General features: G+C 29.2%; 30 protein-coding genes. 24 read left to right on the top strand and 6 right to left on the bottom strand.

The genetic code is table 11. The annotated features are described in order from the left end of the window. Nucleotides 1–6 precede the first annotated feature (6 nt). Together APAC_RS09605 and purE are read left to right on the top strand one after the other, a co-directional pair. The gene (locus tag APAC_RS09605) at nucleotides 7–1161 is read left to right on the top strand and encodes a 5-(carboxyamino)imidazole ribonucleotide synthase (RefSeq protein WP_130233893.1); all 1155 of its coding nucleotides are present in this window, start codon (nucleotides 7–9) and stop codon (nucleotides 1159–1161) included. Further along, nucleotides 1158–1685: a 5-(carboxyamino)imidazole ribonucleotide mutase gene (gene purE, locus APAC_RS09600; RefSeq protein ID WP_130233892.1), complete on the top strand. Its 528-nt coding sequence runs from the start codon at nucleotides 1158–1160 to the stop codon at nucleotides 1683–1685. Before APAC_RS09605 ends, purE begins: the two co-directional genes overlap by 4 nt. A gap of 74 nt (nucleotides 1686–1759) precedes the next feature. On the opposite strand, the gene APAC_RS09595 is transcribed toward purE, so the two are convergent. From APAC_RS09595 to APAC_RS09575, 5 genes are read right to left on the bottom strand one after another with little or no spacing between them, the layout of a single operon-like run. Next, on the bottom strand, nucleotides 1760–2521 hold the full coding sequence (locus tag APAC_RS09595; RefSeq protein ID WP_130233891.1) for a M15 family metallopeptidase: 762 nt from the start codon (nucleotides 2519–2521) through the stop codon (nucleotides 1760–1762). Then, nucleotides 2499–3572 (bottom strand): chorismate synthase, encoded by a 1074-nt coding sequence (gene aroC, locus APAC_RS09590; protein WP_130233890.1) that lies wholly within the window; start codon nucleotides 3570–3572, stop codon nucleotides 2499–2501. The genes APAC_RS09595 and aroC overlap by 23 nt, the downstream gene beginning before the upstream one ends. Continuing rightward, complete coding sequence (gene rnc / locus APAC_RS09585; RefSeq protein ID WP_130233889.1) at nucleotides 3572–4252, bottom strand: ribonuclease III; 681 nt, start codon at nucleotides 4250–4252, stop codon at nucleotides 3572–3574. The genes aroC and rnc overlap by 1 nt, the downstream gene beginning before the upstream one ends. Further along, nucleotides 4245–4697, bottom strand: coding sequence for a ribonuclease HI (gene rnhA, locus APAC_RS09580; protein WP_130233888.1), 453 nt, complete (start codon nucleotides 4695–4697; stop codon nucleotides 4245–4247). Before rnhA ends, rnc begins: the two co-directional genes overlap by 8 nt. Then, nucleotides 4672–5721, bottom strand: a complete 1050-nt coding sequence (locus APAC_RS09575) for a tetratricopeptide repeat protein (RefSeq protein ID WP_130233887.1) — start codon at nucleotides 5719–5721, stop codon at nucleotides 4672–4674. Before APAC_RS09575 ends, rnhA begins: the two co-directional genes overlap by 26 nt. Before the next feature lie 82 nt (nucleotides 5722–5803). On the opposite strand from APAC_RS09575, the gene dnaG reads away from it, so the two are divergent. From dnaG to fmt, 7 genes are all read left to right on the top strand, one after another. Then, nucleotides 5804–7438, top strand: coding sequence for a DNA primase (gene dnaG / locus APAC_RS09570; RefSeq protein WP_130233886.1), 1635 nt, complete (start codon nucleotides 5804–5806; stop codon nucleotides 7436–7438). 76 nt (nucleotides 7439–7514) lie between these two features. After that, nucleotides 7515–7898 carry a Rid family detoxifying hydrolase gene (locus APAC_RS09565; RefSeq protein ID WP_130233885.1) on the top strand — a complete coding sequence of 128 codons (384 nt, stop codon included), beginning with the start codon at nucleotides 7515–7517 and terminating at the stop codon, nucleotides 7896–7898. 116 nt (nucleotides 7899–8014) lie between these two features. Continuing rightward, nucleotides 8015–8332 (top strand): 50S ribosomal protein L21, encoded by a 318-nt coding sequence (gene rplU, locus APAC_RS09560; RefSeq protein WP_130233884.1) that lies wholly within the window; start codon nucleotides 8015–8017, stop codon nucleotides 8330–8332. A gap of 25 nt (nucleotides 8333–8357) precedes the next feature. Beyond that, a complete protein-coding gene (rpmA, locus tag APAC_RS09555; RefSeq protein ID WP_130233883.1) occupies nucleotides 8358–8615 on the top strand; it encodes a 50S ribosomal protein L27 in 258 nt (85 codons plus the stop codon). Nucleotides 8616–8743: 128 nt separating this feature from the next. Further along, on the top strand, nucleotides 8744–9835 hold the full coding sequence (obgE, locus tag APAC_RS09550) for a GTPase ObgE (RefSeq protein WP_130233882.1): 1092 nt from the start codon (nucleotides 8744–8746) through the stop codon (nucleotides 9833–9835). Next, on the top strand, nucleotides 9832–10605 hold the full coding sequence (gene proB, locus APAC_RS09545) for a glutamate 5-kinase (RefSeq protein WP_130233881.1): 774 nt from the start codon (nucleotides 9832–9834) through the stop codon (nucleotides 10603–10605). The genes obgE and proB overlap by 4 nt, the downstream gene beginning before the upstream one ends. A gap of 12 nt (nucleotides 10606–10617) precedes the next feature. Continuing rightward, nucleotides 10618–11538 carry a methionyl-tRNA formyltransferase gene (fmt, locus tag APAC_RS09540; protein WP_130233880.1) on the top strand — a complete coding sequence of 307 codons (921 nt, stop codon included), beginning with the start codon at nucleotides 10618–10620 and terminating at the stop codon, nucleotides 11536–11538. Nucleotides 11539–11551: 13 nt separating this feature from the next. Here fmt and APAC_RS09535 read toward each other — a convergent pair whose 3' ends face one another. Beyond that, nucleotides 11552–12445 (bottom strand): AEC family transporter, encoded by an 894-nt coding sequence (locus APAC_RS09535; protein WP_130233879.1) that lies wholly within the window; start codon nucleotides 12443–12445, stop codon nucleotides 11552–11554. 62 nt (nucleotides 12446–12507) lie between these two features. Here APAC_RS09535 and APAC_RS09530 point away from each other — a divergent pair, with 62 nt between their 5' ends. From APAC_RS09530 to APAC_RS09460, 15 genes are all read left to right on the top strand, one after another. Further along, nucleotides 12508–13143 carry a biotin--[acetyl-CoA-carboxylase] ligase gene (locus APAC_RS09530; protein ID WP_130233878.1) on the top strand — a complete coding sequence of 212 codons (636 nt, stop codon included), beginning with the start codon at nucleotides 12508–12510 and terminating at the stop codon, nucleotides 13141–13143. Beyond that, entirely contained in the window at nucleotides 13140–13916 is a 777-nt protein-coding gene (locus APAC_RS09525) for a ParA family protein (RefSeq protein WP_130233877.1), read from the top strand. The genes APAC_RS09530 and APAC_RS09525 overlap by 4 nt, the downstream gene beginning before the upstream one ends. A 20-nt stretch (nucleotides 13917–13936) precedes the next feature. Beyond that, on the top strand, nucleotides 13937–14788 hold the full coding sequence (locus APAC_RS09520; protein ID WP_130233876.1) for a ParB/RepB/Spo0J family partition protein: 852 nt from the start codon (nucleotides 13937–13939) through the stop codon (nucleotides 14786–14788). 119 nt (nucleotides 14789–14907) lie between these two features. Next, the gene (locus APAC_RS09515; protein ID WP_130233875.1) at nucleotides 14908–15330 is read left to right on the top strand and encodes a F0F1 ATP synthase subunit B family protein; all 423 of its coding nucleotides are present in this window, start codon (nucleotides 14908–14910) and stop codon (nucleotides 15328–15330) included. Between the two features lie 10 nt (nucleotides 15331–15340). Then, nucleotides 15341–15859, top strand: a complete 519-nt coding sequence (locus APAC_RS09510) for a F0F1 ATP synthase subunit B (RefSeq protein ID WP_130233874.1) — start codon at nucleotides 15341–15343, stop codon at nucleotides 15857–15859. Next, entirely contained in the window at nucleotides 15859–16389 is a 531-nt protein-coding gene (locus APAC_RS09505) for a F0F1 ATP synthase subunit delta (protein WP_130233873.1), read from the top strand. The genes APAC_RS09510 and APAC_RS09505 overlap by 1 nt, the downstream gene beginning before the upstream one ends. 22 nt (nucleotides 16390–16411) lie before the next feature. Then, complete coding sequence (gene atpA / locus APAC_RS09500; protein ID WP_130233872.1) at nucleotides 16412–17929, top strand: F0F1 ATP synthase subunit alpha; 1518 nt, start codon at nucleotides 16412–16414, stop codon at nucleotides 17927–17929. Nucleotides 17930–17939: 10 nt separating this feature from the next. Continuing rightward, the gene (gene atpG, locus APAC_RS09495; protein WP_130233871.1) at nucleotides 17940–18827 is read left to right on the top strand and encodes an ATP synthase F1 subunit gamma; all 888 of its coding nucleotides are present in this window, start codon (nucleotides 17940–17942) and stop codon (nucleotides 18825–18827) included. 18 nt (nucleotides 18828–18845) lie between these two features. Beyond that, on the top strand, nucleotides 18846–20240 hold the full coding sequence (atpD, locus tag APAC_RS09490) for a F0F1 ATP synthase subunit beta (protein WP_130233870.1): 1395 nt from the start codon (nucleotides 18846–18848) through the stop codon (nucleotides 20238–20240). A 19-nt stretch (nucleotides 20241–20259) separates the two neighbouring features. After that, on the top strand, nucleotides 20260–20637 hold the full coding sequence (gene atpC, locus APAC_RS09485) for an ATP synthase F1 subunit epsilon (RefSeq protein WP_130233869.1): 378 nt from the start codon (nucleotides 20260–20262) through the stop codon (nucleotides 20635–20637). Nucleotides 20638–20645: 8 nt separating this feature from the next. Beyond that, nucleotides 20646–21206: a MotA/TolQ/ExbB proton channel family protein gene (locus APAC_RS09480; RefSeq protein WP_130233868.1), complete on the top strand. Its 561-nt coding sequence runs from the start codon at nucleotides 20646–20648 to the stop codon at nucleotides 21204–21206. A 3-nt stretch (nucleotides 21207–21209) separates the two neighbouring features. Then, on the top strand, nucleotides 21210–21599 hold the full coding sequence (locus APAC_RS09475; RefSeq protein WP_130233867.1) for an ExbD/TolR family protein: 390 nt from the start codon (nucleotides 21210–21212) through the stop codon (nucleotides 21597–21599). Nucleotides 21600–21602: 3 nt separating this feature from the next. Next, on the top strand, nucleotides 21603–22334 hold the full coding sequence (locus tag APAC_RS09470) for a TonB C-terminal domain-containing protein (RefSeq protein WP_130233866.1): 732 nt from the start codon (nucleotides 21603–21605) through the stop codon (nucleotides 22332–22334). 3 nt (nucleotides 22335–22337) lie between these two features. Next, nucleotides 22338–23612 carry a Tol-Pal system protein TolB gene (gene tolB / locus APAC_RS09465; protein ID WP_130233865.1) on the top strand — a complete coding sequence of 425 codons (1275 nt, stop codon included), beginning with the start codon at nucleotides 22338–22340 and terminating at the stop codon, nucleotides 23610–23612. A gap of 79 nt (nucleotides 23613–23691) precedes the next feature. After that, nucleotides 23692–24249 carry an OmpA family protein gene (locus APAC_RS09460; protein WP_130233864.1) on the top strand — a complete coding sequence of 186 codons (558 nt, stop codon included), beginning with the start codon at nucleotides 23692–23694 and terminating at the stop codon, nucleotides 24247–24249. The last annotated feature ends 3 nt before the right edge of the window (nucleotides 24250–24252 follow it).

The raw sequence follows: 24252 nt of genomic DNA, 5'->3' as shown, positions 1-24252 counted from the left end.
TGATAAATGAACAAAGATTTTAATTATTCTAATTTAAAACTAGGAATTATTGGTGGGGGACAGCTTGGTAAAATTATGTCTCAAAAAGCAAAAAAAATGGGTTTCCATGTAACTATACTTGACCCAACATTTAATTGTCCAGCAGCGCAAGTTTCAGATAAACATATAATAGGTGGTTTTTATGATAAAGAAAAACTTGAGCAGTTAGTACAAGAAAGCGATGTTACTACCTTTGAATTAGAACATGTTGATACAACTATTTTAAAAGAGTTATTTGATAATGGACACAGTATAGCTCCTTCTCCTTATGTGATGGAACTAATACAAAATAAATATGAACAAAAGAAACTTTTAGATGAAAAAGGTATACCTGTTCCAGCTTATAAAGATGTAAAAACTCCTGAAGACTTAGCTTCTTTTGGCTTCCCTGTTGTTCAAAAGAGTAAACTTGGTGGATATGATGGACAAGGTGTTCAAGTACTAAAAAGTCAAGAAGATGCAAATACAAAAGCGATACAAGCTGAATCTTTTATAGAAGAAATGGTTGATATAGATAAAGAACTTGCAATAATAGTAGCTAGAAATATTGAAGGTGAAATTAAATGTTACCCTGTAGTTGAAATGCTATTTGATGAAAGAGTAAACATCTGTGATTCAGTTATGGCCCCTGCAAACATTTCTAAGGAGATTGAAGAGAAGTCAATTGAAGTATCTATAAAAGCTATTCAAGCTTTAGATGGTGTTGGAATCTTTGGTGTTGAATTATTTCTTACAAAATCAGGAGAAGTTCAAGTTAATGAAATTGCTCCAAGACCACATAACTCAGGACACTATACAGTAGAGGCATGTGCAACATCTCAATTTGAACAAATCATTAGAGCAGTAACAAACTTACCACTTGGTTCAACTAAATTAATTTCACCAGCAGTTATGATAAACTTATTAGGTGAAGTAGGGTACGAAGGTGAACCATTTATTGAAGGAATTCATGATGCTTTAGAGATTCCTGAATTATCATTCCATTTTTATGGAAAATCATTTACGAAACCATTTAGAAAAATGGGACATGTTACTGTATTAGATGATGATATTAATGAGGCATTAAATAAAGCGAATAAAGCAAAACAAATCTTAAAAATAAAAGGGAGCAAAGAAGTATGAGTAAACCATTAGTTGGAATTATTATGGGGTCTGATTCAGATCTTCCAGTTATGAGTGCAGCAGCACAAATGTGTGAAAAATTTGGTATTTCTTATGAAGTTACAGTTGTTTCAGCACACAGAACTCCTCAAAGGTTAGTAAATTATGCTACAAAAGCAGAAAAAAGAGGATTAAGAGTTATTATAGCTGGTGCTGGTGGTGCAGCACATTTACCTGGTATGGTTGCTTCTATGACTGCACTACCTGTTGTAGGTGTTCCTGTAAAAGGTTCTAGCTTAGAAGGAATGGATTCTTTATTATCAATTGTTCAAATGCCTGGTGGAGTTCCTGTTGCTACTGTTGCAGTTAATGGAGCAAAAAATGCAGGTATTTTAGCAGCACAAATGATTGGCGTTAAGTCAAAAGAAGTTAGAAAGAAAGTAAGTGCTTATAAAAAAGAAATGCTAGATGAAGTAAATGAAAAAATTGAAAAGCTAGATAAACTTAAGTATAAAGACTATTTAGCACAAATGCCAAAGAAGTAAGTATAAAAAAAGCAACCCTTGACCAAAGAGTTGCTTTATGCTTGAAATTATAATTAAAAAAGATTAAATAACTATTAATTAATTAAAAGTTCTGGTCTGTATTCAAAATGCATAGTATCATAGTGAAACCATCTACCTCCCCAAATAAAACCTTCTTTTTCAAAAATTTTTACAATTTTTAATGGAATCAAGTTTTTATGTTTGAATTTATTCTTTTTTTTATCCCATTTCCAGTAGTGCGATTTATTAACATTAATATCTATTGCAATTCCATAACTATGCATACTTAATCTATTAGTCCCTGCTATTTCTCTGTGTTTATATGTACCAGCAGGATTATTAACAAATTGTTTTAATTCAGGACTTAATTTATCAAGTTCATTAGAGACTTTTTTAAGTTTTTCATGTATATTATTAACTGTAGTAACATATAAAGTTTTATTTATAGTTTGTGGCATCCATTTTATTTTTATGAGGTTTTGTTTTATTTCTTTTTGGGTTGCACCATATATTTTTTTGAAAAATTGATAATTTCTTATTCTTCCTGGGTCTTCATTTTTTTTTGGTATGTAGTTTTCATTTTCTAAAACAGATGTATATTTAATGCTCATTTGATCTTTTAAAGAAGGATTAATTAACTTTTTAAAAAAGTTTTTTTCTTTTTTGTCATCAAATAATAAAGCACTATTATCATGAAAGATGATTTTATTTTCAGCTATCTCTTTTATATGATTAGGATATGCAATTTTTAGTTTTTGTATATTAGAAGTTGCAAAGGCAATAGTGCCTTTACAAAGAAAAAGTAATATTATTTTAGTTATATACTTTTTTAACATTTTCTATTTTTGAAGACATGTTTAGTAAAACCATATCAGCTAATACTAAACTCATCATAGATTCAGCTACTACACTTCCTCTAACGGCAACACAAGGGTCATGCCTACCTTTTAATTCACAATCAACTTCATGATTATAAATATCTATTGTCTCTTGTTTTATAAAAATTGATGGAGTTGCTTTAAAGTATACTTTTACATTAATATCTTCACCATTTGAAATACCACCAAGCATTCCACCACTGTGGTTAGATTTAAATCCATTAGCTCTTATTTGGTCATTATTATCATATCCTTTAACTTTTGAAGCTAGGATTCCATCACCAATCTCTATGGCTTTTACTGCATTGATACTAACCATTGCATTTGCAATTTGAGAATCAAGTTTATGATAAAGTGGTTCACCAAGACCTACTGGAACATTTGATACATTGATTAGTGCAACACCACCAACACTATTGTGTTTGTTTTTTGCAGCCATTATTGCATCTTTTTGAGCTTGCTCTACATTTTTATCTAAGGCAAAAATTTCTGAACCTGCTACATTTGAAAAATCAAACTCTTCTGCACTAATTCCATCAATTTCACAAATACCACTTTGAATTTTAACTCCAAGTTCTTTTAACATTAGTTTTGCAATTGCTCCAGCTGCTACTCTAGCTGCTGTTTCTCTAGCACTACTTCTTCCACCACCTCTATAGTCTCTAATTCCATATTTATTAAAGTATGTAAAATCAGCATGTCCGGGTCTGAAAAGATCTTTTATATTTGAATAATCTTTTGATTTTTGGTTTTCATTGAAAATTACCATAGCAATAGAAGTACCAGTAGTGAAGCCTTCAAAAACTCCTGAAAGTATTTCAACTACATCACCTTCTTTTCTTGCTGTTGCATATTTATTTTTTCCAGGTTTTCTTCTATCCATTTCATTTTGAATAAACTCTTCATCAATTTTAATTCCAGCAGGTACTCCATCGACAATACAACCAAGGGCTTTACCGTGAGATTCTCCAAAAGTTGTAAATCTAAATCTATGTCCAAATGTATTCATTATTTCTCTTCACCTTTTAATATATCAATAGCTATTTTTGCTACTGCTTGTTGTGCTAATTTCTTACTTTTTCCTTTTGCTGTTCCATAAGTTTGTCCATCAATCCAAATTGAAACTTCAAACTCTTTTTTATGATCAGGTCCATATGAACCCTCAATTCTATACTCTGGAATTGAAGCAAATTTTGCTTGAGTTATCTCTTGAAGAGCAGTTTTATAATCACTAAATAATACATCCAAATTGATTTTGTCATAAGATTCTTCAAGTAGTTTTAATATTATTGGCTTTAATACTTCAAGTCCTGACTCTAAATAAATTGCTCCCATAATAGCTTCAAAAGCATCAGAAAGTATTGAAGCTTTTGTTCGTCCTTTATTTCTCTCTTCAGCACTAGAAATATAGATATAATCTCCTAGGTTTATCTCTTTTGCAAGTTTAGTAAATCCTGTTTCATTTACTAAACTAGCTCTTATTTTAGATAATTCACCTTCATTAGATTTTGGAAACTTTTTATAAAGATATTCTCCAACTATTAAGTTTAAAACAGCATCTCCTAAAAACTCTAATCTTTCATTATTATATGGCTTTTTAAAGCTTTTGTGCGTAAGTGCTTCGATTATCAGATTTTTTTCTTTAAACTGATAACCCAAACACCTCTCTAATTGTGAATAATCACTCATTATTTTTCTCCTTTTTTAAATTTTCCGCAAATGTTCTTGCAAGTATATCACATCTTTCATTATGCTCATGTCCATCATGACCTTTTACCCATGTCGCTGTTACATTATGTGGCTTAGAAACTTCAAGATATTCTTGCCATAGTTCTACATTTTTTACAGGTTTTTTACTAGCATTTCGCCAGTTATTTCTTACCCACCCAACTAGCCATTCATTGATAGCTTTTACTACATAAGATGAATCAGATATAACATGAACATTGCATGGTTCTTTTAATGCTTTTAGTCCTTCAATAACACCTTTTAATTCCATTTGATTATTTGTAGTGTTATCTTGACCACCACTTAGCTCTTTCTCTTTCCCTTTGTACTCTAAGATTGTTCCCCAACCACCTGGTCCTGGATTTCCTAGTGAAGAACCATCACTGTAAAGATTGATTTGCTTCATAATATCCTTTGCTTAAATGATGTTTTACATCAAATGATAAAATAGAGTGACAGTGTGGGCATCTTGTGTCAAAAACTGGATGTGAATGTTTACATGATGTACAAATAAATTCAAAGTCTAATGAGGCATCAATTTTGTGTTCATGTTTATTTATTAAGATTAATATATCTAAATCAAAATCATTACTATGATCTTTTGTTTTTAAATATCCTTTTGCATTATACAATTCAACAAGAAAATCATTTTTAATAACTTTATCAAAGTTAATATCATCAAAATTTAAATACCACATCAAATCTATAACTTTTTCACAATCAAATTTTTCTACATTTTCCCAAAAAAATTGTTTATTGAATTGTAGTAAAAAAGATATAACTATTCTTTCAATAATAGTATCTTCTTTGTATATTTCAAAAAGTCTATCCGATTTTTTTTCATATGACATTATTGGGTCATTAATTATTGTTAATGCTTTTAAATATATAATATCTTTTGATTTATCTATTTCTAACTCTTCTAGGCAAGTTACAACCTCTTTTGCTTTATCAAACTCTTTTAATTTTTCATAAATTATTAGTAAATGATTTAATGCTTTTTTATTTCTAGGAGAAAATTTTAATATTCTTAAAAAAATATCTTTAGATCTTTGAAGAAATCCACCTTTGAAATATGTAATTCCTAAATGTTCTAGAAGTTCCTCTTTTTTTACCCTGTCATTTACGTGTTCAAGTAATGTAAGATAAACATTAATCGCTTTATTATAATCACCTTTATGTAAAAAAGTTGATGCTAAAAGTAGAATTGAGTCAAAGGGTAAATTATATGTTTTATATAAATGTACATAATCTTCTTCTTTTAATTTTCCTAGTTCAAATCTTTTGTATAGTTTTCTATATTCCTTTCTTGCAAGTCTCTCTTTATAAAGACCATAAGAATATGTGAAAAATGATATAAGAAAAATTAAAGTAAAAAGAATTATGACACCAAATAGTGGGTCTCTGTACTCTAAAGCAATATTATCCAAGGCAAGCCTTATTCTTTATTTATTTTAAGTAATTATATTATCACAAAAGTTCATATAAAATAATAAAAGAGTATAATTGCGCATGATAAAAAAAGAGTCAATAGAAAATTTGAAGAATCACCTTGATGTTGTTGATGTTGTTTCTCAATTCTTAGAATTAAAAAAAAGTGGAGCAAACTTTAAGGCTTGTTGTCCTTTTCATGGTGAAACTACTCCTTCCTTTGTTGTAAGTCCTGCAAAACAAATTTATCATTGTTTTGGTTGTGGTGCAGGTGGAGACTCTATAAAATTTGTAATGGAATATGAAAAACTTTCTTATCCTGAAACTATTGAAAAATTAGCTTCTATGTATAATGTTCAACTTGAATATGACAATAATAATCAAAAGAAACAAGATACAAAAATAATTGAAGACATAAATAAATATTATCAAAAGCTTTTTATTAGTAATAATATTGCAAAAGAGTATATCCATAAAAGAGGAATTTCAGAGTTTTCAATTGAAAAATTTGAAATAGGATATGCTCCAAAATCTCATGAAACAATTAATTATTTAAAATCAAACCATTATAATTTAACTGAAGCCATTGAATTAGGAATTATTGATACTGGTCAAAATGGTTTATATTCAAGGTTTATTGAAAGAATAACTTTCCCTATTTATTCTATTAATGGGAAGCTTGTTGGATTTGGTGGAAGAACAATTACCGGGCATAATGCAAAATATGTAAACTCTCCTCAAACTAAAATATTTAATAAATCAAGACTTTTATATGGTTATCATATTGCAAAAGAACATATATACAAGAAAAATAGAATAGTAGTATGTGAAGGTTATTTAGATGTTATTATGCTTCATCAAGCGGGATTTAATACAGCAGTTGCAACACTTGGAACTGCACTTACGACTGATCATTTACCTTTATTAAGAAGAGGCGAACCAAAAGTAATACTTGCTTATGATGGAGATAAAGCTGGACTTAATGCTGCTTATAAAGCATCAGTGATGTTAAGTCAAAGTGAATTTGAAGGTGGAGTTATAATTTTTGGGGATGGAAAAGATCCAGCTGATATGGTAAATGATGGAAAAATTGAAGAGTTAGAAAAAATGTTTAACTCTTCACAAAATTTTATTACTTATGTAATTGATTATATAGTTGATAAATATAACATAAATGAACCCGCCCAAAAACAAAAAGCTTTAAATGAATCAAATGAATACTTAAAATCTTTAAGTTTAATCTATCAAGATGAGTATAAAAGATATATTGCACAAAAATTAAATATTAGAGAAAACCTTGTTAAAACAAGTAGTGAAAAAGCAAGAACATTTGAAGTTAATTTAAGCAAAATAAATATCCAAGAACTTTGTATAATAAAATCAATTATAGAAAATCCAAAAAGATTAGATATGGTTTTAGATTTAGTTGATTCAAGTATGTTTGAAACTCATAAAAATGAGTTTGAGCTAGTAATGAATGAACCTGATAATATATCTTTAAATGCAATTGTTTTAAATGAAAAATTAGAAAACTATGATGATGAAAGATTAAAACAAGAGTTATTAGTTTTATTGTACAAATTTTATTCAAATAAACTAACAGCAATTTCATATGATAAAACAATGGAGTTTAGGCAAAAAGCAACAATGATTAGAAAACTAAAAGATAATATTTATCAATTAAAACAAGGTAAACTTGTTAGTTATAATTTATAATTAATTCTTTATTTTTATTTTTCTAGTAGAAAACTTTTTGTAAAATGCAAAAACTACTTAAATAAAAGGTAATATAATGAAATTTATAGAAAGTGATAATTTACCACAAGCAATAGGTCCTTACTCTCCAGCAGTAAAAGTAAATGGAATGATTTATACTTCTGCTCAAGTTCCTGTAACGCTTGATGGAACAATGGTTGAAAGAGATATTAAAATTCAGACAAGACAGGTTTTATCAAACTTAAGAACACTTTTAGAAGATGCTGAAAGTGGTATGGAAAATGTTGTAAAAGTTTCTGTTTATTTAGAAAATATTGATGATTTTGGAATAGTAAATGTACTTTTTGCAGAAGCATTTGGTGATCATAAACCAGCTAGAAGTACAATTTCTGCTAAAGGTTTACCAAAAGACTCTTTAATTATGATTGATGCAATTGCAATGGGAAATGATTATCATTAGGAATTGACTTAAAGAAAGTTTAAACTAATTTGAGATATTATTCCGATTCGAAAATTAGAGTTTGCATAGTTAATTATGAACCTAGAGCATTAAAGAATTGAAATAGAGGAAAGAAAATGTACGCAATTATCAAGTGTGGTGGTAAACAGTATAAAGTGTCTGAGGGTGATATCTTAGATATTGACTATACTGGTAAAGCTGCTAAAGAAACTTTAGAAATTACTGACGTTATCGCATTAAACGATGGTGAATTAAAAACTGGTGATGCTGTATCTGCTGCGAAAGTAGAAGCTGAAGTAGTATTAGATGGTACTGGTGTAAATAGAGCTAAAAAAGTAATCATTTACAAAAAAAGAAGAAGAAAAGATTCTAAGTTAAAAAGAGGTTTCAGAAAAAGCTTCACTAAAATTAGAATTACTAAAATTGCTGCTTAAGCAATAAATTATAAGGAGATAAACTATGGCTCACAAGAAAGGTCAAGGATCTACTCAGAATAATAGAGATTCAGCTGGAAAAAGACTTGGTGTTAAGAAATATGGTGGAGAAGTTGTAAGAGCTGGAAACATCATTGTTAGACAAAGAGGAACAAAAGTTCACTGTGGTGCTAACGTAGGTATTGGTAAAGACCATACAATCTACTCTTTAATTGATGGTGTAGTAAAATTTGAAATTAAAGATAAGAAAAGAAAAAAAGTTTCAGTTTACGCAGCATCGTAATTCTGACTTTTAGTATTTTTGAAAAGGGTGTATGGCATTTGCCTGCACCCTTTTTTTATTTAAAAAAACTGTGAATAACTAAAAGTTAATATTGTTAATTTTTAATTATTTATAAAAAGGAACATAATATGTTTATAGACAGCGCTAGGTTTTCAGTGTCATCAGGAAAAGGTGGTCAAGGTTGCGCTTCATTTAGAAGAGAAAAATTTGTTAATAAAGGTGGACCTGACGGAGGAGATGGTGGAAAAGGTGGAGATGTTATCTTTGAAGTAGATAACAACACTGATACATTATCAAATTACAAAGGTAGAAAAGTATTTAAAGCTGATAATGGTAAACAAGGAATGGGTGGAAATATGACTGGTAAATCAGCAACTCCACTTGTATTAATTGTACCTCCAGGAACTCAGGTTATTGATGATGATACAGGTGAAATTTTACTTGACCTTTTAGAAGTTGGTCAAAAGGTTACTTTTTTAGAAGGTGGAAAAGGTGGATTAGGTAATGTTCACTTTAAAAACTCTAGAAATCAAAGACCAACTTATTTTCAACCAGGACTTCCAGGTCTTACAAAAAACATTAGATTAGAATTAAAATTAATTGCAGATGTTGGTTTAGTTGGATATCCAAATGTTGGTAAATCAACTCTTATTTCAACTACATCAAATGCAACTCCAGAAATTGCAAACTATGAGTTTACAACTTTAACACCAAAACTTGGGGTTGTAAATGTAGGTGATTATAACTCTTTTGTTATGGCTGATATTCCAGGAATTATTGATGGAGCTGCTGAAGGAAGAGGTTTAGGTTTAGAGTTTTTAAAACATATTGAAAGAACTAAAACTTTACTATTTGTAATTGATGTTGCAAATTATAGAACAATGATTGATCAATTTAATGTATTAAAACAAGAAGTAGAAAAATTCTCTACTGAATTAGCAGGAAGAAATTTTGCTATTGTTTTAAGTAAAACAGATGGTTATTATGGTGAAGATTTAGTAAGTGATGTTAAACAATTTATTGAAGATATTGGACTTGAAGTATCAAATTCAAATGAGTTTGGATTTGATAAAGAGTTACCTTATTATGTTCAAGATTTAACATTTAATAAATTTGATAATACAAAGCCATATTTTGTTTTACCAATTTCATCAGTTACTAGAGTTAATACAAAACCACTAGGTTTTGCTTTATATGATTTATTGGAACAAGGTAAATGAAACGTTTAGTTATTAAAGTAGGAACTGCTGTTTTAACAGAAGAAAACAAAAGATTATCATTAAACAGAATTCAAAATTTAGTAGATTTAATTGCTAAATTAAAAAATGAAAAAGAGATTGAAGTTATTTTAGTATCTTCTGGAGCTGTAGGTGCAGGGTATACAAAATTACAATTAGATAAAAAAATATTGGCTAATAAACAAGCATTAGCAGCTATTGGACAGCCTTTATTACTAAAGCATTATAAAAAAATGTTTCAAGAACATGATATTATTTGTGCTCAAATGCTTTTTATTGCAGATGATTTTGACTCTAGAAAACGTTCAAAAAATGCACGAAATGTTATGGAAATTTTACTTGAAAATAGAGTTTTACCAATTATAAATGAAAATGATGTAATTGCAAATGAAGAGTTAGTATTTGGAGATAATGATCAATTAGCAGCTCATGTTGCACATTACTTTAAGGCTGATATGTTAGCAATATTGACTGATATTGATGGATATTATAATAAAAATCCTAGAGAGCATGAAGATGCTGAGCTTCTAAGTGTTGTTACTCATATTGAACCTGAAGAATTAGAAATGAAACACACTGCAAATTCTGAGTTTGCCACAGGTGGAATTGTTACTAAATTAAAAGCAGCAGATTTTCTAATGAAAAAAGGGATTCCAATGTATTTATCTTCAGGCTTTGATTTAACTAATGCATATGATTTTTTATGTGATGAAAATCATAATAATGGAACACTATTTAAACCAACTAAGTAAGGATATTTAATAATGAGTAAAAGAATTCTATTTATGGGAACACCTGATTACGCCACAACTATTTTTAAAAAACTAGTTGAGAGTAATTATGAATTGGTAGGACTGTTTACTCAACCTGATAAACCAGTTGGTAGAAAACAAATTTTAACTCCACCTCATATTAAGCAATATTGTATTGATGAGAATATTGAATTACCAATATACCAACCTTTAAAACTAAGAGGAAATCAAGAAGCTAGACAGCAAATTATAGACTTGAAGCCAGATTTTATAATAGTTGCTGCTTATGGTCAAATCTTACCAAAAGAGATACTTAATATTGCTCCTTGCATAAATCTTCATGCATCATTACTTCCTAAATATAGAGGTGCAAGCCCAATTCAAGAGGCTCTTTTAAATGATGATAGATATACAGGTGTAACATCTATGTTAATGGAAGAGGGACTTGATAGTGGAGATATTTTAGGACTTCAATATTTAAAAATTTCTCCAACAATGGAAGTGATTGAAGCTTTCAGTAAATTATCTACTATTGCAGCAGAATTAACAATTAATACCTTAGATAATTTTGAAAATATAAAACCAATAAAACAAAATGAATCAGAAGTTAGTTTTTGTAAAAAAATTAAAAAAGAAGATGGATTGGTTGATTTTACTGATGCAAAGAAACTTTATTTAAAATATAAAGCATACTCTTTTTGGCCCGGTGTATTTTTAGAATCAGGTTTAAAAATTAAAGATATTAAACTATTTGAAACAAACTCTAATAATAAAAAGGGTGAAATATTAGATATCCAAAATGATTTTATTGTAGTTGGATGTAATAAAGGTTCTTTAAAAATAGCTACAATTCAAGCTCCATCAAAAAAAGCTATAAAGTCAACTGATTATATTAGAGGACAGAGATTAGAATTAGGCAGTATTTTAAGTTAGCAACTTATGTTAATTAAGCTAGATAATTAACATAAGTTGTAATTGTAATAAGACTTAATAATACTCCTAAAACTAGTGAGTTGATAGCCACTTTTTCATCAAGACCACCTTTTATAGCTAAGACTGTTGCCATGGTCATAGGGGGCATTGCAACCTCTATAATTGTAACTTTTACCCAAGTTTGGTCAATTCCATAGAATATCTGGAATCCAATTAATACAATTATTGGAACAACAATCATTTTCAATAACATAGCCATTGTAACTACATGGAACTTAACAAATATATGTTTTAATTCTAACTTCATTCCAATTGCAATCATTGCAATGGGAACAAGTGTTGCTCCTAATGTTTCACTTGTAAGTATTAAAAAATTTGGAACTTCAAAGTTCTTTGCAATAACTGTGACAAAAAACATAATAGTTGGTGGAAATAAGAATATTGATTTGAAAATAGAATTAATACTATTTTTTCTTCCACTTCCCCATGTAATTATAAACATTCCTATAGAAACTAATAATAAAAATGACCCAAATAAATCGTAAATTAAACCATATACAATATAATCTTGTCCATAAAATGCATCAATATATGAAAAACCAATAAAAGAAGTATTACCAAATGTTGCCATAATCATGAATGTAGCTAATAGTAATCTACTTAATTTCATTGCTTTACCAACAAAATATGCTAAAGTTAAATTAAATAAAATAAATCCAATAAACATTAAAATTAAACCAAGTATTTTTTCATCTAATACAAGTGGATAAATTTTTGAAAATACAATTGATGGAAGTGAAAAATAGATAATGAACTCAATTAATTGTTTTGAGTTATCTTGATAAATTAATTTAAAAACATATCCTAAAGCCAAGTATATTGCTATAGGTAAAACTGGATCTAACATGGAAACCTTTTTATAAAATTATATTTAATAAAATCTTGTAATTATATTATGTATAATCAAAAATGCATATTATTAAATTAGATAAAGTTGATTCAACACAAAAATTCTTAAAAGAGTTTATAAAATCAAATGGTTATGAAGTACCGATTTGTATTGTAACAGACAATCAAACAGATGGCATAGGTAGTAGAGGTAATTCTTGGAATGGGAAAAAAGGTAATCTATTTTTTTCATTTGTTTTAGATAAAAATGAACTTCCAAATGATCTTCAAATACAAAGTGCATCAATATATTTTTCATTTCTTTTAAAAATAGTTCTAAAAGAGTTTGGTTCAAATGTTTGGCTTAAGTGGCCTAATGATTTTTATGTGAACGATAAAAAAATTGGAGGAACTATTACTACAATGAATCAAAATCTTATTTATTGTGGAATAGGTTTGAACTTGTTAGAAGTTAGTAAAGAGTATGGAAAGTTAGATATAGATATCAATGCAGATTTAACTTTAAAAAACTATTTCAGTAAAATAGAAGAAAAGATTTCTTGGAAGGAAATTTTTAGAGATTTTAAGATAGAATACGCTTTTAGTCAGAATTTTAAAACAACCATTGAAAATGAGAAAATCTCTTTAAAAAATTCAGTGTTAAATAAAGATGGCTCTATACAAGTAAACAATAAAAAGGTATTTAGTTTAAGATGACAGAAGTAATATCAATAGCTAATCAAAAGGGTGGAGTAGGCAAGACTACTACAGCAGTTAATTTAAGTGCAGCACTTGCATTAGAAGGTAAGAAAGTATTATTAATTGACGCAGACCCTCAAGCAAATGCAACAACATCTTTAGGTTTCCATAGAGATACATATGAATATAATATTTATCATGTAATGCTAGGAACTAAAGAATTAAATGAAATAATTTTAGATTCAGAAATAGAAAATTTAAAAGTAGCTCCATCAAATATTGGTTTAGTTGGAATTGAAAAAGAGTTCTATAAAAATACTAAAGAAAGAGAACTAGTTTTAAAAAGAAAAATTGATCCAATTAAAAAAGATTATGATTATATTATTATTGATTCACCTCCTGCACTTGGACCAATTACTATAAATACTTTAAGTGCATCAAACTCTGTTTTAATACCAATTCAATGTGAGTTTTTTGCTCTTGAAGGTTTAGCACAATTATTAAATACAATAAAATTAATTAAACAAACAATTAATAAATCTTTACATATTAGAGGGTTTTTACCTACTATGTATAGTTCTCAAAATAACTTATCAAAACAGGTTTTTGCAGATCTTGCACAACATTTTGAGACAAAATTATTTAAAGTTGATTCAGATTCTTATGTGGTTATACCAAGAAATATCAAACTTGCAGAGAGTCCAAGTTTTGGTAAACCAATTATGTTATATGATGCGGCTGCTACTGGTACAAAAGCTTATACAAATCTAGCAAAAGCAATTGCTGGTTAATTTTAATATAGGAAATATTTATGGCATTAGGTAGAGGTTTAGGGGAATTACTAGGAGAGGTTGAAAGTGCATATGAAAGTTCAAATAGTAAAAATAAATCTGGTGTAAAAAAAATAGATGTTAACACTATTAAAGTTAATCCTAATCAACCAAGAAAAATTTTTGATGAAGAAAAATTAAAAGAGTTAAGTGAGTCTATCAAAGAGCATGGTTTACTACAACCAATAGCAGTTATTGAAAATGATGATGAAACTTATACATTAATTTCAGGTGAAAGAAGATTACGAGCCCATAAATTAGCTCTTATTGATGAAATTAGTGCAATTGTTTTAGATGTTGAAAAATTTAAATTAAGAGAATTAGCACTAATTGAAAACATTCAAAGAGATGATTTAAATGTTATAGAATTAGCATTTTGTTATGCTCAATTAATTAATGAACACTCAATTACACATGATGAACTTTCAAAAAGAGTTTTCAAAAGTAGAAGTTCTATTACAAATACTTTAAGACTGTTACAATTAAACTCATATGTACAACAATTATTAGCAACTAACAAAATTAGTGCAGGACATGCAAAAGTTATGCTTGGCCTGAGTGATAATGAACAAAAAATAGTTGCAGATTCTATTGTTGGTCAAAAACTTTCTGTAAGAGAAACTGAGAATTTAGTTAAAGAATTGAAAGGAAAAGATTCTAAACAAGTAAAAAAAGACAAAAAGACTATCAATTTTGATTTTAATCCACTAAATGAAGTAGTTAAAACATTAAAAGCTAATGACCTAAAAGTCAAAGCAGAAAAGAATTATTTAAAAATTGAAATTAAATCTCAAGAGGATATTGAGAAACTATCACACTATTTTAATATCTAATAGTAACAAAATCTAAAAATTTAAAACGTAATTTTTTCCTTTAATAAAAATTTATATTTTGCTTTGGTACAATGTATGAGTTTTAGTTAAACTAAACTGTAAAAAATATGGAGGAATGAATGTTAGACATAAGTCCTGTATTGTTACTTAGTTCTGGTATCATCTTTCTTTTAGTTGTTGCTAGACTAAACAGTTGTCTATTTAAGCCTTTACTTAAGCACATGGATGAGAGAGCGGAATCTATTTCTAAAGATTTAGAAGATGCAAAATCAAACGGTGCTGATGTGGATGGTTTGTTAGCAGAAGCAAATGAAATCATTTCTAATGCTAAAAAAGAAGCAGCTGGTATTAGGGAACAAGCTTATAAGGAAGCAAAAGATACGGCAGACGCTAAACTAGCTAGTGCAAAAGCTGATTTAGAAGCAAAATCTTCTGAATTTGCTAAAAATCTACAAGATGAAACTAAAGCTTTAAAAGAGTCTTTAGTATCTACAATGCCTCAATTTAATGAGAGCTTAAAAGCTAAGCTTAGCTCAATTTAAGGGGAATTGGATGAAAAAATTTTTATTACTTGGGTTAGCATTAGCTCCAGTGGCAGTATTTGCTAGTAGTGAAGGTGCGGAAACTGATTACGATATCGTACAAAGAACCGTTAACTTTATAATATTTGCTGGAATTTTATGGTATTTACTTGCTGATAAAATTAAAGCATTTTTTGCTGAAAGATCATTAGGTATCCAAGCTGAACTTGATAAAGTACAAGATACTTTAAAAGCATCACAAGATAAAATGGCAGAAGCTCAAAAACAGTTAGATGATGCTAAAAAATTAGCAGCTGAAATTGTAGAAGGTGCTAAAGCTGACGTTGATTCTATCAAGCAAAAAGTTGCAGTTGGAGTTGATTCTGATATTGCTAATTTACAGAGAAATCTAGAAGAAGCAATGAAAGTTGAAACATCAAAAGCAAAAAGAATAATTGTTGCTGAAGTTCTTGAAGAGCTATTAAAATCAGATAATATTAAATTAACTCAAGATGAGTTAGCAAATATTGTTCTTAAAAAGGTAGCGTAATGAGTAATTTAGTGGCAAAAAGATACGTAAAAGCTTTAGTTGATGGAAGAGATACTAATGCTGTTATTGTATTGAGTGAAAATTTAAATGTGATTTCTTCAGCATTCGCTGATGATAAATTTAATTCTATTGTTTCTTCTCCTGAAGTTAATGATAGTCAAAAAGTTGAACTAGTTACATCTTTTATTAAGAAAGCTGATGAGACTTTTGTTAATTTTATCAAATTACTTGGTGAAAAAAGAAGATTAGGACTACTTCCTGAGATTGCTAAAGAGTTAAAAGTTCAATTAGCTGCAATGAATAATACTTATGTTGGTGTTGTTTATACAAATAATGAACTTTCAAAAGATTATATCTCTTCAATAGAAGAACAATTTAGTAAAAAATTTGACGTTAAGTTATCATTATCTCAAAATGTTTGTGATTATGATGGGATTAAAGTAGATATTGATGGACTTGGGGTTGAAATCTCTTTCTCTAAAGAGAGATTAAAATCACAAATGATTGATCATATTTTAAAAGCAGTTTAGAACTTATAAAGGAGAAAATTGAATGGGTGCAAAAATTCAAGCAGATGAAATCAGTTCAATCATCAAAGAAAGAATTGATAACTTTGAATTAAGTGTAGATGTTAATGAAACAGGTAAGATCATCTCTTTTGCAGATGGTATTGCTCAAGTTTACGGACTTAAAAATGTTATGGCTGGTGAGATTGTAGAGTTTGAAAATGGTGAGAGAGGTCTTGCTTCAAACTTAGAAGAGTCTTCAGTAGGTATCGTTGTACTTGGAAAAGGTGAAGGTTTAAGAGAAGGTTCTTCTTGTAAGAGACTTGGTAAACTTTTAGAAACTCCAGTTGGTGATGCAATGATCGGTAGAGTTGTAAATGCATTAGGTGAGCCTATTGATGGTAAAGGTGCAATTGAAGCTGCTGAATCAAGATTTGTTGAAGAAAAAGCTCCAGGAATCATGGCTAGAAAATCTGTTCATGAGCCATTACAAACTGGTATTAAAGCTATTGATGCATTAGTTCCAATCGGAAGAGGGCAAAGAGAGCTTATTATTGGTGATAGACAAACTGGTAAAACTACAGTTGCAATCGATACAATTCTTAACCAAAAAGGTGAAGATGTAGTTTGTATTTATGTTGCTATAGGACAAAAATCATCTTCAGTTGCTTCTGTTGTTAGAACTTTAGAAGAGTCTGGTGCAATGGATTACACTATCGTTGTTAACGCTGGTGCTTCTGATTCTTCTGCATTACAATTCTTAGCTCCATATACAGGTGTTACAATTGGTGAGTACTTCAGAGATAATGCAAAACATGCATTAATTATCTATGATGATTTATCAAAACACGCAGTTGCATATAGAGAAATGTCTTTATTATTAAGAAGACCTCCAGGTAGAGAAGCTTACCCAGGGGATGTATTCTATCTACACTCAAGATTATTAGAAAGAGCTGCTAAAATGTCAGATGAGAAGGGTGCTGGTTCTATGACTGCATTACCAATCATTGAAACTCAAGCGGGAGACGTTGCAGCATACGTTCCAACAAACGTAATTTCTATTACTGATGGACAAATTTTCTTAGAAACTAACTTATTTAACTCAGGTATTAGACCAGCTATTAACGTAGGTTTATCTGTATCAAGAGTTGGTGGAGCAGCACAAATTAAAGCTACTAAGCAAGTTGCTGGTACTTTAAAATTATCTTTAGCACAATATAGAGAGCTTGAAGCATTCGCACAATTCGCATCTGATTTAGATGAAGCTACAAGAAGAGAGCTTGAATTAGGTCAAAGAATGGTTGAAGTATTAAAACAAGGTGTTAATAAGCCATTAGTTATTGAAAAACAAGTTGTAATTATTTACGCTGGTACTAAAGGTTATTTAAATGACATCGCTGTTGGTGATGTTGTAAGATTCGAAGATGAGTTACATGCTTACTTTGAGCAAAAACACCAAAATATTTTAGATGCTATTAAGTCTAAACAAAAAATTGATGATGAGACTGAAGCTGAGTTAAAAGCAGCATTAGAAGAGTTTAAAACAGTTTTTAATGCAAAGTAAGGATTAGCAAATGGCTAACTTAAAAGAAATTAAATTAAAAATTGGAAGTGTAAAAAATACTCAGAAGACAACTAAAGCTATGAAGCTTGTATCTTCTGCAAAACTTACTAGAACTAGACAACTGTCTGAGCAAGCTAAAAGTTATGCAAGTAAGATAAATGATGTACTTTCTGATATCGCACATCAAGTTAGCAAAGTTCAAGATGATGGAAACATCGGAAGAGCATTTGTTCAAAATGATAATCCAAAAACTGTAGATATCGTTTTCGTTACTGCAGATAAAGGACTTTGTGGTGGTTTTAATATGGCAACTATTAAAACTGTTAATAGACTAATTGATGAATTATCATCTAAAGGTACAAATGTAAGACTTAGAGTTGCAGGAAGAAAAGGGGTTGACTTCTTCTCTTTCCAAGGTAAAGAGTTATTACAAAAAGTTAGTGATCTATCTTCTGCACCTGATTATGATAGAGCATCTGAATTTATTGACGGTGCTGTTAAGAGTTTCCAAGCAGGTGAAACTGATAAAGTTATATTAGTTCACAATGGATTTTTAAACATGTTAACTCAAGAGATTAAAATAAGAGAATTGTTACCAATTAGCTTACCAACTGTTGAGACAACTGAAAATGAATCTATGTTAGAAATTGAACCACTTGATGATGAGAGTGAAGTATTAGAAGAGTTAACAGAAAAATACATTGACTTTAATATGTATTTTGCATTAATTGATTCATTAGCTGCTGAACATTCTGCAAGAATGCAAGCAATGGAAGCTGCTACAAATAACGCAAAAGATAGAGTTAATAGTTTAACTGTTGAATACAATAAAGCTAGACAAGCTGCAATTACAACTGAGCTGATAGAGATTATCAGTGGTGTTGAAGCATTAAAATAATTTAAAGGAGCTGCCCGTATGAAAGGTAAAGTTATTCAGGTAATGGGTCCTGTTGTAGACGTAGAGTTCGACGGATATTTACCAGAAATTAATGAAGCTATCGAAGTAACATTAGCAGATGCTAATGCTGATAGATTAGTTTTAGAAGTTGCTGCGCACATTGGTGATAGTAGAGTTAGAACTATTGCTATGGATATGACTGAAGGTTTAACAAGAGGACAAGAGTGTACTGCTACTGGTGGACCAATCAAAGTTCCTGTTGGTGAAGAAGTTTTAGGAAGAATTTTCAATGTTATTGGAGATCCAGTTGATGAAGGTGCTCCAGTTTCTGAAGATGCACCAAGATGGTCAATTCACAGAACTGCACCAACTTTTGAAGAGCAATCAACTAAAACTGAAATGTTTGAAACAGGTATCAAGGTAGTTGACCTTTTAGCACCATATTCAAAAGGTGGTAAAGTTGGACTATTCGGTGGTGCTGGTGTTGGTAAAACAGTTATTATTATGGAGTTAATCCACAACGTTGCATTCAAACACTCAGGATACTCAGTATTCGCAGGTGTTGGTGAAAGAACAAGAGAAGGTAATGACCTTTACTACGAAATGAAAGACTCTAACGTACTTGACAAAGTTGCTTTATGTTATGGTCAAATGAGTGAGCCTCCAGGTGCAAGAAATAGAATTGCATTAACAGGTCTTACAATGGCTGAGTACTTCAGAGATGAAAAAGGTCTTGATGTATTAATGTTCGTTGACAACATCTTTAGATTTGCACAATCTGGTTCTGAAATGTCAGCATTATTAGGAAGAATTCCTTCAGCTGTTGGTTACCAACCTACACTTGCTAGAGAAATGGGAGCTTTACAAGAAAGAATTACTTCTACTAATAAAGGTTCAATTACTTCTGTTCAAGCAGTTTACGTACCAGCGGATGACTTAACTGACCCTGCTCCTGCTTCTGTTTTTGCTCACTTAGATGCAACTACAGTTCTTAACAGAAAGATTGCTGAAAAAGGTATCTACCCAGCAGTTGATCCATTAGATTCAACTTCAAGAATCTTATCTGCAGACGTAATTGGTCAAGAGCACTATGATGTTGCTAGAGGTGTTCAATCTGTATTACAAAAATACAAAGATTTACAAGACATCATTGCAATTCTTGGTATGGACGAATTATCAGAAGCTGATAAATTAGTTGTTGCAAGAGCTAGAAAAATTGAGAGATTCTTATCTCAACCATTCTTCGTTGCAGAAGTATTTACAGGATCTCCTGGTAAATATGTTGAATTAAAAGATACTATTGCTGGATTCCAAGGAATCTTAGATGGTAAATATGATGACATTCCAGAAATGGCATTCTATATGGTTGGTGGAATTGACGAGGTTTTAGCAAAAGCTGAAAATATGAAATAATTAACCATTAAGGCGTAACATGGATAAATTAAGATTATCAATCGTTACACCTAATGGAGAAATTTTTAATGATGAAGTGAAAACTGTAACTTTACCTGGAAAAGAGGGTGAGTTTGGAGTTTTACCAGGGCACTCAGCATTAGTTTCTTCATTAACTGTTGGTGTAATTGTAATTGAAAAAGAGAATTCTACTGAAGCTGTTGCTATTAACTGGGGACATGTTAAAGTAGATGAAAAAACTGTAGATGTATTAGCAGATGGTGCTATTGCATTAACTTCAGGGGCTGACTCTGAAATAGCTAAAAATATTGAGGCTGCAAAAGATTTAGTAAATTCTGTTAAGGATTCTAATATCTCTATGGCATCAGTTGAAGCAAAAATAAATTCATTCGCGTAAGAAAGCTTATGACAAACACAATACTAAATTACTTAAGCAATAGTAGTGCTATAACTTACATAGTTTTAGCGCTATTGTCGCTATATCTTATTATTACATTCTGGATCTTTTTATATAGATATTTTGCATTAGCATCAATGTTAAAAAATGAACAAAAATCATTAGAATCACTTACTTCTAGAGATTCATCATTTTCACCATTATCACAATTAAATAAATGTACTAGTGGAATAAAATCGAAAGAGTTATTAAATGCATGTGAAATCAATATTATAAAAGATGCAAGTAGTGGAATTTCTTGGTTAGCAATTATCGCCTCAACTTCACCATTTATTGGATTATTTGGAACAGTTGTAGGAATATTAGAATCATTTGCTAAATTTTCAAGTCACAGTAAAGTTGGTTTTTCAATTATAGCACCTGCTATTTCAGAAGCTTTAGTAGCAACAGCAGCTGGAATTTTTGTTGCCATTTTTGCATATACATTTCATCAAATAATGACTAGAAAAGTATATGAACTTAATACTTATTTGAAGGCTCAGTCTGAAATTTTAATTGCTAAGGGTTAATCTGTGTATGACTTTAATCAAAAACCAGATTTAAATATTACTCCTTTAGTTGATATTATGTTAGTATTACTTGCAATACTTATGGTTACTGCACCTGTTATAGAGTTCGAAGAACCTATTAATCTTCCAAAAGGAAGTAAATCTCAACAAGTACAAAATTTCAAAAAAATTGATATCTTTATTACAAAAGATAGAGTTGTAAAAATTAATAAAAAAGCCGTTCAAATTGATAATTTTCCTGATAGTTTTTTACTATTTTCTAAAGGAAAAGATCAACAAACTCCAATTCATATTAGAGCTGATAGAGAATTAAAATATGACGATGTAATGTATATTTTAAAATCAGTTAAAGAAGCAGGTTTTTTTAAAGTTGCACTTGTTACAGATGGATAATTGATGCAAAAAACATCATCTTTTTTACTATCTGGAATATTATCTATTTCTTTTTATATTCTTATTTGTATTTTAGTTATATATTATGTTGCTAGTCCAAAAGCTAAAACTTATACTATTAAAAGTGAAGCTACAGTTCTAGAACTTGATGTAATTATAGAAAAAAGTGATAAAAAACGAGTAGAAAAAAAAGTAGATAAAATTGTTGAAAAAAAACAAGAAGTAATAAAAGAAACTTCATCTTCAGCAGAAAAAAAACCTGATCTAAAATCTTTATTTGGAAAAGTTAAGATTAAAGAAGCAAAAGTTGTTGAAAAAGAAGTTAACAATGTAAAAAAGTCATCAGACCCAAAAGTTTATAAAGCCAAATTTGAAAAAGAAAAGAAATCTACAAATTTAAAAGTTGATAGTTTGTTAAAAGATACTAGAACTACAACTAATACTACATCTAAAAGTTCAAGTAAAAAAGGTGAGACTGACGAATATTATTCAAAAGTTAGAGCTTTATTAGATAGATTTATTCCAACAACAAGAGAAGAAAATCTAAAATCAGTTGTTCTTGTAATAATAAATAGTAAAGGTGAATTTGATTATAAAATAGTTTCATATTCAAATAATACTAATTTTGATGAATCATTAAAAGCTTTTTTAGATGAACAAAAAAGTATAATGTATCCTATTCCTAAAAAGAATAAAACAGTAAAAATTAATGTAGATTTTAAATCAGAAGGATAAATCATGATTAGAATATTTTTTATAGTAGGTATTTTTATTAGTACTTTATTTGCACAAGTTGATGCAAAATTAGAAATTGTTAAAAAGGCTAATACTCTACCAAAAATTATAATTTCAATGGCATCTGACAGTATTGAAGTTGTAAATTTAACTAAAATTAAAAAAGTTTTAGAACAAGACTTATCAGTAAGTGGTCATTTTGAAGTAATAAATAATATAGATTCTAAAGTTAATTATGAAGAGATACCAGATATTTTAACTTTATCAAATAATGGTATTGATTTATATGTTAATTTACATGCTCAAACAGATGCAAGTGGTGAGTATACATTAAATACAAAGTTATATGATATTAATGCTAAATCTATGGTTCAAGAAAAGTATTTTAAAACTTCTCAAATTGAAAGATATCCATTTTTATCACATAGAGTTGCTATTTCTATAAATGATTTTTTTCAAGCTCCAAGTATAGCTTGGATGGATAAGTTTGTTGTTTTATCTTCTTATGTTGGACCTGGACAAGCTAATATTATGATTGCTGATTACACATTAGCATATAAAAAGACTATTGTTACTGGTGGGCTTAATATTTTTCCTAAATGGGCTAGTAATGAACAAAAAGAGATTTACTACACTTCATATAATTATGATAAACCAACACTTGTAAAATTAAATATTTTTAATAGAAAAAGAAGTATTGTTATGCAATCTGATGGAATGATAGCTTGTAGTGATGTAAATAATGACGGATCAAAACTTCTTATAACGGCTGCTCCTGATAACCAACCTGATATTTTTTTATACGACGTAAAGACAAAAAAGAAAATAAAAGTTACTAAATATAGTGGAATTGATGTTGGTGGACAATTTATTGAAGATGATAATAGAATAGTTTTTGTTTCAAATAGGCTTGGTAATCCAAATATCTTTGCAAAAAATATACATGGCTCAGGTGTTGAAAAACTAGTTTACCATAGTAAAAATAACTCTTCAGTTACAACATTTGAAAATAATATTGTCTATAGTAGTAAAGATAATGACAATGAATTAGGAGGTAGAACATTCAATTTATATTTAATGTCTACAGTTTCACAGGATCTAACTAGACTAACTTCAAATGGAATTAACCAATTTCCTAAATTCTCTCCGGATGGTCAGTCTTTACTATTTATTAAAAATTACCAAGGTGTGAGTTCTGTTGGTATTATTAGATTAAATTTTAACTCGAGTTTTTTATTCCCTTTAAATGGTGGAAAGATTCAATCTATAGATTGGTAATGAAATATCAAAAGATAATCTTTTATTAAGTTTTGATTGAGTAAAATGAACTCAAATTTTAAATTTCAAGGATAACTTTATGAGAAAATTTAGCATTTACTCTTTGTTAGTTGCTTCTGTATTATTTACTACTGGTTGTAGTGAAAAAAATGTTGATATGAATGTTGACAATAAAGTTGAGCAGTCATCAGAAACTGCATTAAACAATATTCCAGATACAAATATTAATGAAATTACTGATGGTAGTTTTTCAATGGGTGAAAAAACTGATACAGGTGTTTATTATGTAATCAATGGTAAAAAAGTATTTATTGATAATATCTATTTTGGATTTGATAAATATAATTTAACTGATGTAGAGAAATCTAAAGCAATTTCTAATGCATCTAAATTATCTGTAATTAATCCTTCTTCAACTGTTAAAGTATCTGGTAATACAGATGAGTGGGGAACAGATGAATATAACTATGCTTTAGGTTTAAAAAGAGCAAAAGCAGTAAAAGATGTTTTAAGTACTAATGGTGTAACTGCAAATATTTCTTTAGTTTCTTTAGGTGAAAGTAACCCAGTTTGTACTGAGAAAAACTCTGCTTGTTGGGAAAAAAATAGAAGAGTTGAACATACTCTAATTAAATAGTAT

The sequence above is a fragment of the Malaciobacter pacificus genome, assembly GCF_004214795.1.
GTDB lineage: Bacteria > Campylobacterota > Campylobacteria > Campylobacterales > Arcobacteraceae > Malaciobacter_A > Malaciobacter_A pacificus.
Note: the sequence above shows the minus strand (reverse complement) of the source record. Positions and strands in the feature narration are given on the sequence as shown.

Excerpts from the sequence above, each read along its gene's own strand:
- APAC_RS09605 (WP_130233893.1), top strand. The coding sequence starts at position 7 with ATGAACAAAGATTTTAATTATTCTAATTTAAAACTAGGAATTATTGGT.
- purE (WP_130233892.1), top strand. The coding sequence starts at position 1,158 with ATGAGTAAACCATTAGTTGGAATTATTATGGGGTCTGATTCAGATCTT.
- APAC_RS09595 (WP_130233891.1), bottom strand. The coding sequence starts at position 2,521 with ATGTTAAAAAAGTATATAACTAAAATAATATTACTTTTTCTTTGTAAA.
- aroC (WP_130233890.1), bottom strand. The coding sequence starts at position 3,572 with ATGAATACATTTGGACATAGATTTAGATTTACAACTTTTGGAGAATCT.
- rnc (WP_130233889.1), bottom strand. The coding sequence starts at position 4,252 with ATGAGTGATTATTCACAATTAGAGAGGTGTTTGGGTTATCAGTTTAAA.
- rnhA (WP_130233888.1), bottom strand. The coding sequence starts at position 4,697 with ATGAAGCAAATCAATCTTTACAGTGATGGTTCTTCACTAGGAAATCCA.
- dnaG (WP_130233886.1), top strand. The coding sequence starts at position 5,804 with ATGATAAAAAAAGAGTCAATAGAAAATTTGAAGAATCACCTTGATGTT.
- APAC_RS09565 (WP_130233885.1), top strand. The coding sequence starts at position 7,515 with ATGAAATTTATAGAAAGTGATAATTTACCACAAGCAATAGGTCCTTAC.
- rplU (WP_130233884.1), top strand. The coding sequence starts at position 8,015 with ATGTACGCAATTATCAAGTGTGGTGGTAAACAGTATAAAGTGTCTGAG.
- rpmA (WP_130233883.1), top strand. The coding sequence starts at position 8,358 with ATGGCTCACAAGAAAGGTCAAGGATCTACTCAGAATAATAGAGATTCA.
- obgE (WP_130233882.1), top strand. The coding sequence starts at position 8,744 with ATGTTTATAGACAGCGCTAGGTTTTCAGTGTCATCAGGAAAAGGTGGT.
- proB (WP_130233881.1), top strand. The coding sequence starts at position 9,832 with ATGAAACGTTTAGTTATTAAAGTAGGAACTGCTGTTTTAACAGAAGAA.
- fmt (WP_130233880.1), top strand. The coding sequence starts at position 10,618 with ATGAGTAAAAGAATTCTATTTATGGGAACACCTGATTACGCCACAACT.
- APAC_RS09535 (WP_130233879.1), bottom strand. The coding sequence starts at position 12,445 with ATGTTAGATCCAGTTTTACCTATAGCAATATACTTGGCTTTAGGATAT.
- APAC_RS09530 (WP_130233878.1), top strand. The coding sequence starts at position 12,508 with ATGCATATTATTAAATTAGATAAAGTTGATTCAACACAAAAATTCTTA.
- APAC_RS09525 (WP_130233877.1), top strand. The coding sequence starts at position 13,140 with ATGACAGAAGTAATATCAATAGCTAATCAAAAGGGTGGAGTAGGCAAG.
- APAC_RS09520 (WP_130233876.1), top strand. The coding sequence starts at position 13,937 with ATGGCATTAGGTAGAGGTTTAGGGGAATTACTAGGAGAGGTTGAAAGT.
- APAC_RS09515 (WP_130233875.1), top strand. The coding sequence starts at position 14,908 with ATGTTAGACATAAGTCCTGTATTGTTACTTAGTTCTGGTATCATCTTT.
- APAC_RS09510 (WP_130233874.1), top strand. The coding sequence starts at position 15,341 with ATGAAAAAATTTTTATTACTTGGGTTAGCATTAGCTCCAGTGGCAGTA.
- APAC_RS09505 (WP_130233873.1), top strand. The coding sequence starts at position 15,859 with ATGAGTAATTTAGTGGCAAAAAGATACGTAAAAGCTTTAGTTGATGGA.
- atpA (WP_130233872.1), top strand. The coding sequence starts at position 16,412 with ATGGGTGCAAAAATTCAAGCAGATGAAATCAGTTCAATCATCAAAGAA.
- atpG (WP_130233871.1), top strand. The coding sequence starts at position 17,940 with ATGGCTAACTTAAAAGAAATTAAATTAAAAATTGGAAGTGTAAAAAAT.
- atpD (WP_130233870.1), top strand. The coding sequence starts at position 18,846 with ATGAAAGGTAAAGTTATTCAGGTAATGGGTCCTGTTGTAGACGTAGAG.
- atpC (WP_130233869.1), top strand. The coding sequence starts at position 20,260 with ATGGATAAATTAAGATTATCAATCGTTACACCTAATGGAGAAATTTTT.
- APAC_RS09480 (WP_130233868.1), top strand. The coding sequence starts at position 20,646 with ATGACAAACACAATACTAAATTACTTAAGCAATAGTAGTGCTATAACT.
- APAC_RS09470 (WP_130233866.1), top strand. The coding sequence starts at position 21,603 with ATGCAAAAAACATCATCTTTTTTACTATCTGGAATATTATCTATTTCT.
- tolB (WP_130233865.1), top strand. The coding sequence starts at position 22,338 with ATGATTAGAATATTTTTTATAGTAGGTATTTTTATTAGTACTTTATTT.
- APAC_RS09460 (WP_130233864.1), top strand. The coding sequence starts at position 23,692 with ATGAGAAAATTTAGCATTTACTCTTTGTTAGTTGCTTCTGTATTATTT.